The following is a 16,035-nucleotide window of genomic DNA, read 5'->3' as shown; positions in this document are numbered from 1 at the left end:
CTCCGGCGAGGAGCGGGTGCTGCTGGTGCCCACCGGTGTGACCGCCGCGCTGCCCCTGCAGGCCGGTTTCGCCGGTACGGACCTGCGGGTGACGTCGCTTCCGGCCACCTCACTGGCCCCGGCCCGCCGTCGCCCCGCTCGGCCCGGGCACGTCCGCGGTGGCGGTCCCGCGCCGGCCGGGCGCCGGCAGCATCCCCGGAACGGTCGAGGAGGTCGAGGCCGTACGGCGCGCCTTCCCCGGCGCCCGCCTGCTCGTCGACCGGGAGGCCACCCGGCAGGCGGTCACCGCCGGCATCCCGGCGGAGCTGCTGCACTTCGGATGCCATGGCGTCGCGGCGCAGGACGTCCTCGACTCGGCCTTGCTCCTGGCCGACGGCGACCTGACGGTCAGGGACATCCTCGCTTTCCCGGCGCAGGTGCGCGGCACCCGGCTGGCCGTCCTGTCGGCCTGCCACAGCGCGGTGGCGGACCGGACGCTGCCGGGGGAGGCGGTGAACCTGTCCACCGCCATGCTCGCCGCCGGCGCGGACGCCGTCATCGGATCGCTGTGGCCCGTTCCGGACGCGGCGACCACGTCCCTGATGTCCCGGTTCTACGCGGCGCTCGGCCACGGCGCGGACCCCGTCCGGGCGCTCAGGACCGCCCAGCAGGCCGTCGGCGCCGATCCCCGCTGGCGCAGGCCGTACTACTGGGCCGGCTTCGCGTACTGGGGACTCTAGAGCGGCGGAGCCCGTCAGGGCTCAGGCGGGCGTGCTGTCCTCGTCCTCGGAGACGGTCTCCAGCACCGCCTCGGTCGCAACCTCGGCCGACTCCACCGCCCTCAGGTCCACCCGGCCACTGCGCAGCACCAGCCAGGCGTGCTTGGCCTCGTCGAACGACCGGAAGACCTTGGTCATCTCGTCGATGAGCTTGCGGGCGGCGGCAGCGGTGAGCGTCAGGCCGCCGAGGAAGACGGTCACGCCCCCCACCACCGAGACCGGATCGACGATCCGCTCGGGCAGCCCGTCCGCGTCGTTGCGCTCGGTCCCGACACAGGCCAGCGGCCCGAACTCGGCGAGGGGAAGCCCCTGGAGATGCCGCTCCAGCCGCGTGGCGACCTGCTCGGAGCCCACCCCCGCGGGCGGCTCCACGATGATGACCAGCTCGCCCAATTGGCCCCCCACTCCGCGGACTTCCGTGCCTCGGATGGCATCGTCGCACCCGCCCTCCACCCGGGCAACCACCCGCCGCCCGGTGCGACCGAAAGGAGCTGACAGGACGGCTTCGCGCGCATGTCCGTTCGTCGTGTGCGCCCGCCTGCTCGACGACCCCGACCCCTCCGTACGGACGGCCCTGCTGGACTCACCCCGTCGTGTGCCGTCGTTCGTGGCTTCCCTGGCCACGCACCGCGATCCGGCAGCGCGCCGACTAACACCTGCACGGGTCGCGGTACCGTTCCCGACGTGCTCTGCGGGCAGCGCGGAACGTCGCGTTCGGCCGGGGCACGGGCCGGTTCCTGGCGGCCTGACCACGAACACGTGCGACAGGAGGAGGGAAGGTGTCATCTTCATGATCGGCCCCACCGCCCCACGAGTACGGCGGATCACTCGCCCCGACGCGACCCTGTACGGGGAGGAGGCCGGCGCCGGACCGACCTTCCTGCTGCTTCACGCCGGTGGCGAACGCCGTCAGGTGTGGCGGCCGGTCAGTGAGGTCCTCGTCGATGCCGGGTACCGGTGCGTGGCCTTCGACCAGCGAGGCCACGGCGACAGCGAGGGCAGCGCTCGCACCCTGTCCTCGTGCGCGGACGACATCAGCGCGATGCTGCACGCCGAACCACCGGCAAGCGTGGTCGTCGGCGCCTCACTCGGCGGACTCGCCGCCGTCGCCGCCCTCACCGACCCGGCAACGCGAGCCAGGGTGGCAGGGCTGGTGCTGGTCGACGTCGTACCCTGCCTCGAACCCTCCAGAGTCCGCCGCTTCCTCGCCTCCGCCGGCCTGCACGGCGCCCACACCGAACTCGTCGAGGACATCCTCGCCCAGGTTCCACGGCTACGGCAGGTCACCGCGGAACTCGACCTGCCCGTCCTGCTCGTCCACGGCGACAACGGTTCGTCGCTCACCGACGAGGACATCGACCAACTGCTGCGCCTGGCCCCGCACACCACGGTCCGGCCCATCCAGGGCGCCGGGCACCTCATCGCCCGCAACCAACCCGTGGCCCTGGCCCAGGCCGTCGTCGCCGTCACCACCGCCTGGCGGTAAGCACGATGCCCGGGGGGCGTGGGCTGGACTGCGCCCGTGCTGGCCGGTCGGGCTGCGGTGGGCTTACCGGCGGCGGGGCAGGCCGGCAGGTTGCTCGCCATGGCACTGGCGCAGGTGGTCCTCGGATCGGGACGCTCGATCGTCCTCCACTTTTCCCGGCTCGTCGTGGTGTGGTTCCAGCCCGATTCCGACCTGTCGTCACTCGGGCGAGTGGCTCCCGGGCTGTGCGATGTCCCGTGGGACGAGAAGGCGGAGGACCTCGAACTCCAGAGCCACGCGCCAGCGCCAGGCACCGCGCCATTCTCCCCGCCCCGGGCGGGCGGGGAACACGGCTGACCGATCCGGGACCTGGGGCCGGCCCTCGTGGTTCGGCCGCCTGCCGCCGCGGTCCGGCCGTCGCTGCTCGCCGTCCCGGTCGTCGACCCGGGCGGCCCGCTCGGCCGGGCCGTCTACCGCTGGTAGGTGCGGTTCCAGCGCGCCCGGTGCTGACGGTCGCCCTGTCCGGCGCCGTTGATCTGGGGGAAGGAGAGCAGGCCGGCGCCGTTGTTCCACAGGCCGAGCAGGTCGCGGTGCAGGGCCCAGATGCCGTGTTCGGTGCACAGGTTCTGGGCGGGGCGGGTGAAGCGTGAGGTGGTGACGAACACGGCGACCTGGGCCCGGTGGTGCTGGAGTGCGCCCATCACGTCGCGGATCTCCCGGGCGGGGATCGCGTTGCCCGGTGCGTACCTCTTGCACTGCACGATCATGGTCCGGCCGTCCGGCAGGACGCCCTTGATGTCGGCGCCGTTGTCGCCGGCCCCGCCGACCCTCTCCACCTGCGTGCAGCCGTCCCGCCGGCACAGGGCGGCCACGAAGTCCTCGAACTCGGTGCCGGTCATCCGGTCGACCTCGGCCAGCGTGCGGTGTCCGGCCGCGACCGCGTCCATCGCCCGCCACCGCCGGTCCTCCCGCCGGGCGGTGCGGTCCCTGCGCCACAGCGTCCAGCCGCCCGCCACCGCGCCCGCGACCGCCAGCACGACCACGACGTACACCCACACCAGCTGCCAGAACACCACCAGCAGCACGGCCGCCGTCAACCCGCCGATCCCGAGCACCTTCAGCCCGGCCGCCCGCCGCCTGGCCGCCGCCGACCTGCGCTTCCTCGCCACCTGTGCCCCCTCGCGTCCGATCGGATCCGACCCGGCATCCCTCCCCCGTCAACAGCCGGGACGAACACCGCGGACACCCGGGACCGATGCGACGTCAGGTGCTGCGGGCGCGCCGCAACTGCCGTACTGCGCCCCAGGACCGGGGGGGGCAGGCGCTCCCCGGGAACCTTCGCACTACTCAGCCGGCTATTGAGTACGTCCGCCCATGAGTTGGTGCCGGTTGCTTTCTATCGTGACCTGCATGGACACGGACCCGACCCCCACCAACCCCCCGACCTCGGGCAACCCGCGGTCGGCCACCGGCTGCGGGTTCGCGCTGGCCGCTCTCACCGTCCTGGCCGTCCTGGGAGCCGTGGCACTGGGCAAGTTCGAGAAAAGCCTGACCGGGTACGGGCACCTGCAAGACCTGTCCGGAAGCGTGGCCGAACCCCTGCGCCCCGGCGCGACCGCCCACTACGACGACGACCTGGCGATCACGGTGAGCCCGCCGCACCGGGAGCCCGACAACACCTACAGCTTCACCATCACCTACGACAACGGCACCGACAAAGAGCTGCGCCCGGGCGGGGAGTCCCCGGACACCACATTCGGCAAGAGCGGCTCAGCCCCCATCGTGGTCCGTGGGGGGAAGCCCCTTGGCCCCGACATCCCCGGCTGGGGCGTGACCGTGCTGGACCGGGCCGGCACCGCATCCCTCCTCATGCCGCCTCTCGGCGGGGACCGGAAGCGCACGGTGCCGGTGCGGGTCAAGCCCGACAAGGAGGGGGGCTTCGTCACGGTGGAGGTCACCCCGACGTCCAGTGGTTACCGCGAGACCGCGTACTGGCAATTCGACCTGAGCCGGCCGCACCCGTGAAGGTGCCGCCCGCGGCGCGGGCCGCCCGGGTGCGCAGCACGCGAGGGCGGTGAACGGGACCGGCTCGCCTTCGTCCTCGGCGGCCCCGGGCCCGGGGTGGGCCGTCTGGCGGGCCCCGGCCCGCCAGACGGCGCCGGCAAGCGGTCCGAGACCGGCAACTCGTGCTGCTGAGCGCGCTGTTCGGCGGTTCGTGGGACTACGTGCCGGACTTCCTGACACCGCAGCCGCAAGCCCCGGAGACCGCGGTGCAGGAGGAACTGCACGCGGTCACCACAACCGGTTCCGCCCGTCTGCGCTGGGAGCTGCAGATCATGGCTCACGGGGTCGGTGAGGAGCGGTTGGCCGGGCGAGTGGTTCCGGTGGTCCTTCGCGACGCCCTGGAGCGGGGCGAGCGGGACTTCCTTGCCGCCAGTACGGTCTCCTACCACCTCGGCATCCTGCACCACACCGGGCTGATCGCCCGCACCGGACAGCACGTCCTGTACGAGCAGACCCCCCGCGCCGCCGACCTGCTGGCCGCCCCCGTGCCGGGCCGCACCCCGGCCGGCAACGGTGCAGTGGCCCAGTAGCGGGCCCTCCGCGGCCTCGCCCGCCGTCGGCTGTGGGATCGCCGCCGGATGCCCTCCCCTCCCGAAGCGCCGGTGGACTTGTCGGTGTACTGGCATGCTGTCGACGGGGGAGAGCCCTGCCGGCCCGGCAGGGAGGAGCGCATCGGGAGGAGAGGTCCATGGGGGCGGGCACCGAGGCCGGGGACTGCGGCCTGTCGGCGCAGGAGCGTTTCGAGAATTGGCACGAACTGCTGCTCCGGACGCGGGAGTGTGATGCGACCACTGCCCACATCGAGAACTTCAGCGCGGAGGTCCGGCGGTTCGAGCTGGGGCCGGTGGCCCTGCTGGGGACCTCGTTCCCGTCGGCCCGGTTCCGGCGGACCGAGCGCATGATTCGGGCGTCGGACGAGGAGAACTATCACGTGACGATGCTGACGGCCGGCTACGGTCAAAACCAGGTCGGTGCACACCAGGTGGGGGACCTCGTCCTTTCATTCAGTCAAAGTCCCTCTGACACACGGTACTTGGGGATCGACGCACGGGGCCGGGGAGGGGGGACGGTCACCGGGGTCGGCATCGATCTGCCTGCGTCGTTGCTGCCGATCCCCCCGCACCGCCTGGGAGATCTGGTCGGCCGCAGGATGTGTGGGCGTCGAGGGACGGGCGCGCTTCTGGCGGAGTTCCTCGGCGGACTGGACCGCCAGGCGGCCGACTTACGGCCCACCGAGCGGGTCAGGCTCGGCGCGGTCGCCGTGAACCTGATCTCGGCCTGGCTCGCCCGGGAACTCGACGCCGAACATGCGTTGTCGTCGGAAACCCGGGACGGCGCCACCATGGAGGGCATCAGGTCGTTCATCCGACGGCACCTTCACCACCCCGACCTGGCGCCCCCGGTTGTCGCAGCGGCCCACCACATCTCTGTCGGCCACCTGCACCGCCTGTTCACCCGGCACTCCCACGGCCAGACCGTCGCCGCCTACATCCGCAGCCAACGCATGGCCAAGGCGCACCGCGACCTGGCCGACCCCGCGCTGCGCGCCCTGCCCATCCACATCATCGCCGCCCGCTGCGGCCTCCTGCGCGCCTCGGACTTCGGACGCGCCTTCAAGGCCGCCTACGGTCTCACTCCACGTGAACACCGCAGCGGGGCGCTGAGCGGGCCTGTCGTAGATGCGAGGGAGAGCGCAGAGTCGGCGACGCAGTGAGGAGTTCCCGACCGGCCTGCCGTCTACCTTGAGCAGCGAACGGGCAATCCTGGCAAGGAAGTTCGGGATGTTCCAGGCCGCCGATTCTCCGAACTGGGGGGAGTTCGGCAGTGTTCGAGATCGATGCGGATTTGTTCCAGCACTCCGAGAAAAGGGTAAGGACAGATGCTTCGACTTGCAGGCAAGGCCAATCGGGCCGGTTCGGTCCTCGCGACGGCGGCTCTCGCCGCGTGCGCGTTCTTGGGGACGGCGGGGCCGGCCTCGGCCACAGACGGTGACCAGTCGGCCTCGCTGACGGCCGGCGGCATGCACGTCCAGAACGCGAACAGCAACAAGTGTCTGGTGGTGCAGGGTACTGCGAACAACGCCGGCGCGTTCCAGTACGACTGCGCGTCGTTCGCCGACCAGAACTGGTCCCTGGTCCCCACCGCGTGGACCGACACCTACCAGCTCCAGAACGTGAACAGCAACAAGTGTCTGGTGGTGCAGGGCACTGCCAACGGAAACGGCGCGTTCCAGTACGACTGCGCGTCGTTCGCCGACCAGTACTGGACCCTGGTGCCCACCTCGTGGAGCGGCGCCTACCAGCTCCGGAACATGAACAGCGGCAAGTGTCTGGTGGTGCAGGGCACTGCCAACGGAAACGGTGCGTTCCAGTACGACTGCGCGTCGTTCGCCGACCAGTACTGGACCCTCTACTGATCCGCACCCCCGTGACCGCCGGTCGGCCCAGGGCGTGGACATCATCATGAGCCACCCGTAAGTCGACCACCCCATCGCTCCGCGCCCACTCCGGGCGCGGGGCGATGCGCGTCCCGGGCCCGAATCTGCTCGTCGGGCCACCGCTCGGCCGCTGCCGCCGTCCCGCCTGGGCCCGGCACTGCACCACGGGGTGCAACGCGACGCGACGCGCAGGCCCGCCCGGCCGTCGCGTTGCACCGCTGGCCTGCGAGAACCCCGGTGGTCCGGGTCTGCGAAGCAGCGTGTCGCCACCCGTGTCGCACCCGGCCCGGCGGTCGTGAGCACCCGGAGAGTCGCCATGGCCGCCGGGGAAGGGGTGTGCCGACGGGCGGCGTGGCCTTTACTGGAGATGAGGGACTCCCCGGCAGGAGGTCGTGCCATGAGTCCGGCTCCGCAGCAGCAGACCTTGCCCCGCCTCGTCGTCGACACCCCGGAGCGGCTGCGCGGCCAGGTGTACGTCGTCGCCGACCGGCCGATGCTGGTCGGCCGGGACGAGGGGTGCCAGATCCACGTGGGCGAGCCCGGGGTCAGCCGGCGCCACGCGATGGTGTGGCGGTCGGGCGGGCACACGTCGGTCGAGGACCTGGACTCCACCAACGGCACCCGACTGAACGGCCACCCGCTGCACGGGCAGGAGGTGCTGCACACCGGGGACGTGATCGACTTCGGGCCGTTCGAGGTGCACTACGAGGAGCCGCGGGCCCCGGACGACACCGTCCCCGGGCCTGGGGCGGAGACGGCGCACGGCGCCACGGCGGCGACACAGATGTTGGGGCCGGGGCCGGCGCCTGCGCGGGACCTGCCCGAGGCGGTACCGCCGATGCCGTCGGTGCGGCCGCCGGTGCCGACGCGGGGCGAGTCGCCGCCCGTGCCGGGCACCGGCCCGCGCTACGACGTCGAGTGGCAGAAGGCAGACGGGAACCTCAGCAACGTCGGCGGGGACCAGTACAACAGCCAGTACTACTACGTCATGCAGGCCCGGCGGGAGAGCTTCTTCCGCGAGGTCGCGGCCACCCGCACCCGGGCCCGGCACCTGGTGCTCGCCGGGTTCCTGCTGTTCGTGGCCGGCGGCGGGGTATACGGCTGGGCGCTGATCAGCTTCATCTCGAAGACGAGCGACGCGGCACAGTCCGGCAGCCCGGACTACTCGGTGCCCGACCTGCTCGGGCCGAAGGTCGGAGGCGTCCCGGTCGGTGCGATCGGCTTCGCGGCGGCGGCGATCGGTTCCCTGCTCCTGCTCATCGGGATCGTCCTGCACGTCGTGGCCACCTCGCGGCGGCGGCGCTTCGAGGACGAGGAGAACCGGCGGTTGCGGTACCCACCGCAGCCGTCGTGAGCCGTGCGTCCGGAGGGCTGAGTCCGCGGAACCGAGTCCGCGGAACCGAGTCGGAGAGCTTTGACGGGAGGCGCGCCCATGGTCTTCAACATCGGCAACCAACAGGCGGGGACGATCAACAACGTCGGCCGGGACCAGACCGTCCACGACGGACAGTCGGGCCAATTGACGCTCGGTGCCCAGGAGCTGCGCGGACTGGTCGGACAGCTGCGCACAGCAGTCGAGGCGCAGCCGCTGCCGGCGTCGGCGGCGCCGCAGGTCGAGGCGGAACTGGACGCGCTGGACCGGGAGGCCGCCACGCCCGAGCCGGACCCGGCGGCCGTCGCGGACCGGCTCTCCCGGATCACCCGGCTGCTCGGCGCGACCGGTGTCGCGCTCAAGGCCGGGACCGCCCTGTTCGGGGCCGTCACCGCGCTGGCCGGCTGGCTGGGCACGGCCGGGCAGCCGATCCTGCACGCGATCGGACTGTGAGGCGGGAGGCCGGCCTCCGGCACCCGCTGCCCGGCGGCATCGAGGCCGCCGGTCAGCCGGACGCCACCACCGTGAGGGGTTGCTTCGTGATCTGCAGCAGCGGCCGCGTTTCACGGGTGAAGGCCGAGTACGGGCAGGCGTTGAGTTCCGGGTCGCGGGATTCCCATCCCTGCAGCCACGGGCGCAGCCGCGGGTTGTCGACGTCGATCGAGCCGTCGGGCAGGAGCCGTCCGATGGTGTTGGCCGCATCCGACAGGGCCACGGTGCATTTGCCCAGCCGGCCGTCCGCACGAACCAGCAGCGAGTTGGCCCGGGCGGCGTAGCAGACCTCCTCCGGGGCGAACAGTCGCTCGGCACCGCCGCCTTGGACCAGCAGCGACTTCAGGTCGGCGATCTTTCGGTCGTCGGATTCGAGCACGTCCATGGTGGCGTCGTTGGGGCCGCCGAGGCGTACCACTCGCTTCAGAAACACCGAGAACCGTGGGTCGTCGAGGAAGGTGTCCCGAATGCGGGTGAGGAACTCCGGCATCACCGGCAGGTTCTCCGGGGTCAGATGGACCCGCAGCAGCATCCGCACCTGGGCGGAACTCTCGCGGACGGAAAGGAGGTTGCGCCAGATCTGCTGGAACGTCCCCTTGCCGTCGGCGCGCACGCGGGTCCGGTCGTGGTACTCGTCGGGCCCGTCCAGGGAGACCTGGTACGCGCGGACGCCGAGGGTGGCCAGGTGCTCGGCCGTCCTGCCGTCCACCAGGTAGCCGTTGGTGGTCATATCGCTCTCGTAGGAGAGGCCGTCGTGCTGCTCCTGCGCCCTGCGTGCGTGCGCGGCCACGTCCTCGATGATCGAGCGAGCCATCATCGGCTCCCCGCCGAACCACGACACCTGAAGGTGCCGGAGTCCGGCGGCGCGCCGATCGATCAGGTTCTTGACGCCGCTGACGACCTCGGGCGCCATGCGTCCGATGGCGAAATCCTCGTAGCAGTACGTGCAGCGGAAATTGCACTGCTCGGTCGGCAGCAGGATCAGTTGGAGGCGATCGTTGCGAAAGGAGTTGACGAACTCCTGGTCGAACGAGGGCGATTCGCCCAGGGCGCCGGTCACATCTCTCCCACGGACGTGCCGCATCCCTTGGCGCAGTTGCCGCCGTGGCAGTTGTTGGCTGTCGGTTGCTGCGCCGGGTTTGGCTGCGCCGCCATGGCGGCCGTCACGGCCCGGCTCAGGTCCGGATCCTGGATTCTGACCTTCCCGTCGCTGTCGACGGTGAGGTCCTCCGTGCGAAAGGCGAACGTGGGTGCCTGATTGGCCATGGTCTTCTCCCTTGAGGGGTCGGGAGGGCTTGGGTGCCGACCGGTCGCGGAACAACGTCCGGACGGCGTCGTCTATATCGTCCGAGGCGGGGATGCGCGCCGCACGGAATGTTGGTCTGGGCAGGTGACCGCCCCCGGTGCGCTCGGTCGCGCCGTGGCTCTTCGCGTCGGGAGGCTCGGCCACCAGAGCACCGGAGCGGACCGGTCGGCGGCGCAGGTGGGGGGAGAGCGGGGTGCCGCGTTTTCACGAGGCGGTGAGTGTGGCCAGGGCGTCCCGCGCGGCGGCCGTGGCGGCGGCTTCGGCGTCGGAGGGCGGGACGTCCTTCACGGTGTAGCCGGAGCGGGTGGCCGATTGGTACTTGACGGTGACGACCGCGTTGCGCTGGAGCACCACGAGTTCGATGCTGCCGAAACCCGATGAGACGGTGTAGAGCAGGGTCGCCTGCTCGCCGAGGCCGGGGACCGCCCGGTCGTCGGTGATCTTCATGGTGGCGACGGTGGTGGCCAGCGACCGGGCGCTGCGCAGCGACTCCTGGTAGACGGTGCCGGCGGCCGGGGACAGGATGACGATGACCTGCATCATGGTCATGCCGGAATCCAGGCTGGTCCAGCTTCCGCTCGACATCGTGATCGCGTTCGGCATCGGCGCCCCTTCCTTGCAGGGGGCGCCCTTGGCGTAGCGGGCGACCGTCTCGGGGCGCACCAGCGCGCAGCCCGCCGCCAAAGCGGTGTAGGGCGCCGCGGACGGGGACGCCGGGCCGGAGGGCGGGGCCGCAGCCGAAGCGTTCACGTTTGTCGCGGAGGAGGCGGTCGTGGGCGGCGTGACGAGGTTGGTCGGCGTGACGAGGTTGGCCACCAGGCCCAGGACGAGCGCGGCCGCGCCCGCGCCGGCCGTGATGCCGCCGAGCAGCCAGGTCCACCGCCGGGCGGGCCCGGCCGGGCGCAGGTCCGCCGGGTCGGGGAGGGTGGCGGGAGTGGCCGGGGGCGGCAGGGGGCTGGTGCGGGGGAGGGTCGGCAGCGGCTCGGTGGCGGGCGGGGTGTCCTCGAACTCGGCCATCTCGTGCTGGGCCTTTCGCTGGGCGTCAGCCGCCGGCTGACAGGTGGTAGGCGGTCAGGGTGCTCCCGTAGCCGAGCAGCAGGGCCGAGTCCTGGAGCAGGACGAGCGGGTCGCCGGGCTGGCGGGCGAAGGTCTGGCGCCACCGGGGTTCGCCATCGGCCTCGGCGAGCGCCTGGAGGGCGATCCCGTCCGCGTCCGTGGGCGTGGTGATGAGGACCGATCCTCCGGCCGTGCCCTGTACGGTGGCGGCGCCCGGCGCGGACGGCCAGGTCCACACGGTGGCCCCGGTGCGCAGGTCGGTGCCGGACACGCCCCGCGGGCCGCCGGTCACGACCAGGGCGGCGGTGTCCGCGCACCCGGTGACGATGCCGGTGTGGGTGCCGGTCCAGAGCCGGGCGCCCGCGGTGTCGAAGGCCGCAGTCGGGCACTGCCAGTCGGTGGCCGTGGTTCCGACGAGGGGCAGGCAGGTGAGCACCCCTCGGTGGAGCGAGAACGAGCCCAGATAGGAACCGCTGAACATGGTCGCCGGGGCCGGCGGAAGGCCGCTCGGCCGGCTCCACAGGGCCCTTCCGTGCCCGCCGTCCACGGCGGCCAGGGCGAGGTCCGGGCCCAGGGCGTACAGGCTGTCGCCGCTCGGCGGCGCGTAGAGCTCCTGGGCGTCCAGCGTCCAGCGCCGCTCGCCGCTCGTGCGGTCGAGCGCCAGGAAGCGGAAAACGCCGCCGGCGGTCCCGGCCGGGTCGCCGAGGAGCGTGACGACCAGCAGCCCCGCCGCGTCCATGCCCTGGACGCGGAAGGAGGTGCCCAGCGCCGCGCTGCTCCACAACCGGCGCCCCGCGCCCGCGTCGTAGCCGTGCAACGCCCCGTCCGCCCCGGTGACCAGCAGCAGGCCCGGCAGCGGCAGGGCCACGGACTGCGCGCCGGGAACCGGGTCGGCGGAACGCCAGAGCTCGGCGCCGCCGCGTGCGTCGCGCGCCCGCACCGTGCCGTCCGGGTCCACCGACCACACCCGCCCGCCGTCGCCGACCGGCAGCGCCCCCGCCTCGGCGGCGCTGCTCCACAGCACCCGCCCGTCGGACCGGGCGTAGCCGACCGCCCCGGTGCGGTCGGCGCAGACCACCGCCGCCGGCCCGCAGGACACCGGCGCCATCCCGGCCCGGGGCAGCGACACCGACCAGGCCTTCGGGGGTGCCCCGGCGTTGCCCGGCCACAGGGCCCGGGTGACACCGCCCGCGGCGGCCGTGGCGAGCAGTGCGCCGCCGAGGACGAGCAGCCGGCGCCGGGTGCCGTTCGGATCGTTCAGCACCCGGGCCAGCTCGCGCTCACGCCGCCGTACGGTCCGCTCCGCCCCTCCCAGCCAGCCGGTGCCGACCGCCGGACCGTACCGGAACGCCTCGGCGAGCTCGGCCGGCGCGGGCCGCCGCCCCGGATCCCGGTCCAGGCAGCGCACCAGCAGCCGCGTCAGCTCCGGCGGCACGCCGTCCAGGTCCGGGGGCTCCTCGGAGGCCCGGTAGACCAGCACCGCCGGCGGCCCCTCGCCGAAGGGCGCGCGGCCGGTCGCGGCGAACGCCAGTACCGCACCGAGCGAGAACAGGTCGCTGGCGGGGGTGAGGCCGAGCCCCGCCGCGTGCTCGGGGGACATGAAGCCGGGTGTGCCGATGACGTGGCCGGTCGCGGTGGGCAGGGCGTCGGCCGTCGGCTTGCTGATGCCGAAGTCGATGACCCTCGGGCCGTCCCGGGCGAGCAGGATGTTCGAGGGCTTCAGGTCCCGGTGGATGATCCGGGCGCGGTGGACCGCGGCGAGTGCCTCCACCAGCCCCGCCCCCAGCACGTGCAGCGCGGGCCCGGAGAGCGGGCCGTGCCGCGCCACCGCCTCGTACAGCGACGGCCCGGCGACGAACTCCGTTGCCAGCCAGGGGATTTCCGCCTCGGTATCGGCATCCACCACGGCCACGGTGTACGCCCCGGAGACCGACCTGGCCGCGGTCACCTCCTGGGCGAACCTGCGCCGGAAGTCGGGGTCGGCCGCGTACTGCTCCTGCACGGTCTTCACCGCGACGGGGCGCCCGCTGCCGGAGGCGGCCAGATAGACGGCGCCCATGCCGCCCGCGCCGAGCCTGCGCAGGACACGGTACGGGCCGATGCTCCGTGCGCCCGTCCCGCGCCGTGCGCCCGTCCCGTTTCCCGGGCCCGTCCCGCTCCCCGGGTCCGTCCCGCTCGGCTCGCTCATCCGGTGCCGGCCCGGAAGGCGCGCAGCGCGGTGGAGGAGGCGCAGTAGAGCGTCCGGCCGTCGGCCGCGGTGGTCCACAGGCCCTCGTCGGAGGGCGGCCGGGCCACCCAGCGGACGGTGCCACGGGCGGCGTCCAGGACGGCCGACCCGAACGGCGGGTCCGGCAGGGGCACGGCGAAGAAGCCGTCACCCGCGGACGGCGCCCGGAAGTCACCGCCCGCGTTCGGGGTGCTCACGGCCGCCACGGTGCAGTGCCACAGCCCCCGGCCGGTCGTGGTGTCGAGGCAGTAGGCCGTGCCCAGGGCCCCGGACAGCAGCAGCCGGTCGCCGCCGAGCGCACAGCCGAAGACCGCCTGCGGGACCGGGGGAGCGGTCCAGCGCTGCCGCCCGGTCGCCGCCTCCACGGCCACCACCGTCCCGTTGACGACCATCACCAGCAGGTCGCCGGTGCGCAGCAGCCGGGCGGGTATCCCGGCGCCCCTGGGCGCGAGGCCGGCCGCCTGCCAGCGGGACTCGCCCGTCCGCAGGTCCACCGCGTGCAGGACGTCGCCGTCCCGGTAGTAGCAGGTGCCGTCGGCGACCAGGCCCATCGAACTGCCGGAACCGCTGTACAGGTCGTCCGAGTGGCGAGCCATCGACACCGCCAGGCTCTCGGCGACGACGTGCCGCCACAGCACCTCGCCGCCGCCGAGATCGGCCCCGACCACGAGCCCGCCACCGCCGAAGGAGGTCTGCCAGGCCATCACCACCGTCCGGTCGTCCGCGCCGAAGACCCGCAGGGTCATCGCGGCGTTCGTCTGCTGGTCGGCGGGCACGGCGAGCGGTGTCCGGTGGGTCCGGGCCGCGGCGTCCAGCCACACCAGGCTCGCGAAGTCCGGGGACGTGCCGTACAGCAGGCCGCTCTGCGCCTGGACGAACTGGACCTGGACCTCCGGCTGGGACCACGCGGTACGACCCGTCGCCGCGTCCAGGCCTGTCGCGCCATCGCCCTCGCTCCACCACACCGGCGTCGAGCCGAGCAGGGACAGCTGGTGGTCGACCGTCACGCCGCCGAACGGCTGGCTCCACAGCGGAGCGGGGGCCGGCGCGGGCGAGGCGCCGGCTCGGGCCGCGTCGGCCCCCCACGCGTCCACGGGGTCGCCGACCGTCGCCGCCCCGGCGGCCGCCCGGGCCCGGCGGGTGAGCAGCAACGGCACGCCCACGGCCGCCGCCGCGCCCGCCCCGAGCCCGGCACCGAGCCCGAACAGCCCGCGGCGGCTCAGCGACCGCCACGCCCGCACCGGCCGCGCGGGCGGATCCGCGGGCGGCGCCGCCAGGTCGATCCCGGCCTGGCGCTCCCGGTCCTCAAGGTCGGCCAGCAGTCCCGGACTCAGCAGCGCCGCCGGATCGGCCGGGCCCAGTGCCGCCAGCACGCCGGCCGCCGTGGGCCGCCGACCCGGGTCCTTGTCCAGGCACGCGGCCACCAGCGGGCCCAGCGCGGCGGGCACCCCGGACAGGTCCGGCCACTCGTACACCACCCGCCGGTTGATCTGCGCGGGCTCACCGACACCGAAGGGCGTACGGCCGGTGAGCGCGTACACCAGCAGACAGCCGAGCGAGAACACGTCCGACGAGGCATAGGTGACGGACGCGGAGACGATGCGCTCGGGCGCGATGAAACCGGGGGTGCCGCACACCATGCCGGTCCGGGTCAGGTGAGCGGCGTCGAAGGCCCGGCTGATCCCGAAGTCGATGACGCGCGGGCCGTCCCGCGCGACCAGCACATTGCCCGGCTTGAGGTCACGGTGCACCACCCCCACCCCGTGGATCGCGGCCAGCGCCTCCGCCAGAGCCGCCCCCAACGCCCGCACACCGGCCTCGCCGAACGGGCCGAACCGCAGCACCACCTCGCCCAGCGACGGAGCCGGCAGGTACGCCGTCGCCAGCCACGGCCGGGCACCGCGCGGCTGCGCGTCCACCACCGGCGGCGTGTGGAACCCCGTCACCCGCCGGGCCGCCTCCACCTCCTGCCGGAACCGGTCCCTGAACTGCGGGTCCTCCGCGTACTCGGGCCGGATCACCTTCACCGCCAGCAGCCGCAGCCCCGGCGAGCGGGCAAGATACACCACCCCCATCCCGCCCTCGCCCAACGGCCGCAGCAACTGATACGGGCCCACGAACACGGCCGGCTGCGCCTTCCCGCCCTCGGCGTCACCGTTGGCAGCCACCAAGCCTCCCCCAGCGTGTCGCCGCCCTCACAGACGGACAGAGTGACACGGACAACCCATCCGACGGTTCCCCTCCCCATCAATTGAAGGCTCCCATCTGCCGACCGACCAGACCGCAGGCGCCCAACACGCAGCCCGACAGGCCGGATGAGAGCCGCGCACGTCCGAACCCCGCGCATCACTTCCACCGCGCCGCCCTCGCGGTCGGGGATCTCCTCGACGTGGCCGCGCGGCACGCTCACCAGTGCGCCGCGCTCCCGGTACTGGGCGAGCGCGGCCACGCCCCACTCGAAGGCGCCCGGCTTCCCGGCGCCGGCCTTCCTCTTCGGCGCCGCCTCCCCGGCCGGGACCGCCAACGCTCGACGCCGAGCGCGGCCAAGCACCCCTGCTGCCCATTCATCGGTCCCGGCACGCCGCCAGGTTCTCCCGCCACCCCTCGTTCCCGACTCCTGGAAGGAATCGCGCGATGACCGAGACCACCCGCCCCCACCCGCTGCCGCGCCCGCGCGGCTGGAATCGTCCGCCTCCTGCAGCGTTTCTCAGCTTTCCGCTACTCCGCGGGGGGAGAGCTGTACTGCGCAAGGGCTTCGTCGACTGTGGACTTCTCCAACAGGCGAAGCTCCCAGGGGCCGGTATTCACATCAAATTCCTTGCCGAAGCCAACCCATTTCCCGGCCATCCGCCGCCCGG

16 protein-coding genes and 1 pseudogene are annotated in these 16,035 nt (G+C 73.2%); 9 read left to right on the top strand and 8 right to left on the bottom strand.

Translation table 11 applies throughout. The features are described 5' to 3' along the window. Positions 1-158: 158 nt before the first annotated feature. Positions 159-719 (top strand): CHAT domain-containing protein, encoded by a 561-nt coding sequence (locus ACPC54_RS26890; RefSeq protein WP_498968378.1) that lies wholly within the window; start codon positions 159-161, stop codon positions 717-719. A gap of 21 nt (positions 720-740) precedes the next feature. On the opposite strand, the gene ACPC54_RS26885 is transcribed toward ACPC54_RS26890, so the two are convergent. Continuing rightward, positions 741-1,151, bottom strand: coding sequence for a hypothetical protein (locus ACPC54_RS26885; protein ID WP_498968376.1), 411 nt, complete (start codon positions 1,149-1,151; stop codon positions 741-743). 397 nt (positions 1,152-1,548) lie between these two features. Here ACPC54_RS26885 and ACPC54_RS26880 point away from each other — a divergent pair, with 397 nt between their 5' ends. Continuing rightward, on the top strand, positions 1,549-2,244 hold the full coding sequence (locus tag ACPC54_RS26880; protein WP_498968374.1) for an alpha/beta fold hydrolase: 696 nt from the start codon (positions 1,549-1,551) through the stop codon (positions 2,242-2,244). A gap of 99 nt (positions 2,245-2,343) precedes the next feature. After that, positions 2,344-2,580, top strand: a complete 237-nt coding sequence (locus ACPC54_RS26875) for a hypothetical protein (RefSeq protein WP_498968372.1) — start codon at positions 2,344-2,346, stop codon at positions 2,578-2,580. 113 nt (positions 2,581-2,693) lie between these two features. Here the strand turns inward: ACPC54_RS26875 and ACPC54_RS26870 are convergent, their stop codons facing one another. Then, positions 2,694-3,392 (bottom strand): restriction endonuclease, encoded by a 699-nt coding sequence (locus tag ACPC54_RS26870; RefSeq protein ID WP_498968370.1) that lies wholly within the window; start codon positions 3,390-3,392, stop codon positions 2,694-2,696. 241 nt (positions 3,393-3,633) lie between these two features. Here ACPC54_RS26870 and ACPC54_RS26865 point away from each other — a divergent pair, with 241 nt between their 5' ends. The 6 genes from ACPC54_RS26865 to ACPC54_RS26840 all read left to right on the top strand — a co-directional run bounded on the left by ACPC54_RS26865 (position 3,634) and on the right by ACPC54_RS26840 (position 8,549). After that, positions 3,634-4,248, top strand: coding sequence for a hypothetical protein (locus ACPC54_RS26865; RefSeq protein ID WP_498968368.1), 615 nt, complete (start codon positions 3,634-3,636; stop codon positions 4,246-4,248). A 161-nt stretch (positions 4,249-4,409) separates the two neighbouring features. Further along, the gene (locus tag ACPC54_RS26860; protein WP_498968366.1) at positions 4,410-4,817 is read left to right on the top strand and encodes a hypothetical protein; all 408 of its coding nucleotides are present in this window, start codon (positions 4,410-4,412) and stop codon (positions 4,815-4,817) included. 158 nt (positions 4,818-4,975) lie between these two features. Further along, positions 4,976-6,001, top strand: a complete 1,026-nt coding sequence (locus tag ACPC54_RS26855) for an AraC family transcriptional regulator (protein ID WP_498968365.1) — start codon at positions 4,976-4,978, stop codon at positions 5,999-6,001. Between the two features lie 306 nt (positions 6,002-6,307). Next, positions 6,308-6,703, top strand: coding sequence for an RICIN domain-containing protein (locus ACPC54_RS26850; protein ID WP_498968364.1), 396 nt, complete (start codon positions 6,308-6,310; stop codon positions 6,701-6,703). Positions 6,704-7,121: 418 nt separating this feature from the next. Continuing rightward, positions 7,122-8,078, top strand: a complete 957-nt coding sequence (locus ACPC54_RS26845) for an FHA domain-containing protein (RefSeq protein WP_498968363.1) — start codon at positions 7,122-7,124, stop codon at positions 8,076-8,078. 78 nt (positions 8,079-8,156) lie between these two features. After that, positions 8,157-8,549 carry a hypothetical protein gene (locus tag ACPC54_RS26840; RefSeq protein WP_498968361.1) on the top strand — a complete coding sequence of 131 codons (393 nt, stop codon included), beginning with the start codon at positions 8,157-8,159 and terminating at the stop codon, positions 8,547-8,549. A 52-nt stretch (positions 8,550-8,601) separates the two neighbouring features. Here ACPC54_RS26840 and ACPC54_RS26835 read toward each other — a convergent pair whose 3' ends face one another. From ACPC54_RS26835 to ACPC54_RS26810, 6 genes and pseudogenes are all read right to left on the bottom strand, one after another. Continuing rightward, positions 8,602-9,648, bottom strand: a complete 1,047-nt coding sequence (locus tag ACPC54_RS26835; protein ID WP_498968359.1) for a radical SAM protein — start codon at positions 9,646-9,648, stop codon at positions 8,602-8,604. Next, positions 9,645-9,854 (bottom strand): hypothetical protein, encoded by a 210-nt coding sequence (locus ACPC54_RS26830; protein ID WP_498968357.1) that lies wholly within the window; start codon positions 9,852-9,854, stop codon positions 9,645-9,647. The genes ACPC54_RS26835 and ACPC54_RS26830 overlap by 4 nt, the downstream gene beginning before the upstream one ends. A 244-nt stretch (positions 9,855-10,098) precedes the next feature. Then, positions 10,099-10,911, bottom strand: a complete 813-nt coding sequence (locus ACPC54_RS26825; protein ID WP_498968355.1) for a hypothetical protein — start codon at positions 10,909-10,911, stop codon at positions 10,099-10,101. Positions 10,912-10,936: 25 nt separating this feature from the next. Beyond that, complete coding sequence (locus ACPC54_RS26820) at positions 10,937-13,033, bottom strand: protein kinase domain-containing protein (RefSeq protein ID WP_498968523.1); 2,097 nt, start codon at positions 13,031-13,033, stop codon at positions 10,937-10,939. A gap of 101 nt (positions 13,034-13,134) precedes the next feature. Beyond that, the gene (locus tag ACPC54_RS26815) at positions 13,135-15,345 is read right to left on the bottom strand and encodes a protein kinase domain-containing protein (RefSeq protein WP_498968354.1); all 2,211 of its coding nucleotides are present in this window, start codon (positions 15,343-15,345) and stop codon (positions 13,135-13,137) included. Positions 15,346-15,895: 550 nt separating this feature from the next. Further along, positions 15,896-16,035: pseudogene (locus tag ACPC54_RS26810) on the bottom strand (DNA-binding protein); the annotation flags it as partial.

Source organism: Kitasatospora sp. NPDC094028, from assembly GCF_049543595.1.
Lineage (GTDB): Bacteria > Actinomycetota > Actinomycetes > Streptomycetales > Streptomycetaceae > Kitasatospora.
This window is presented reverse-complemented; position numbering and strand designations above follow the sequence as displayed.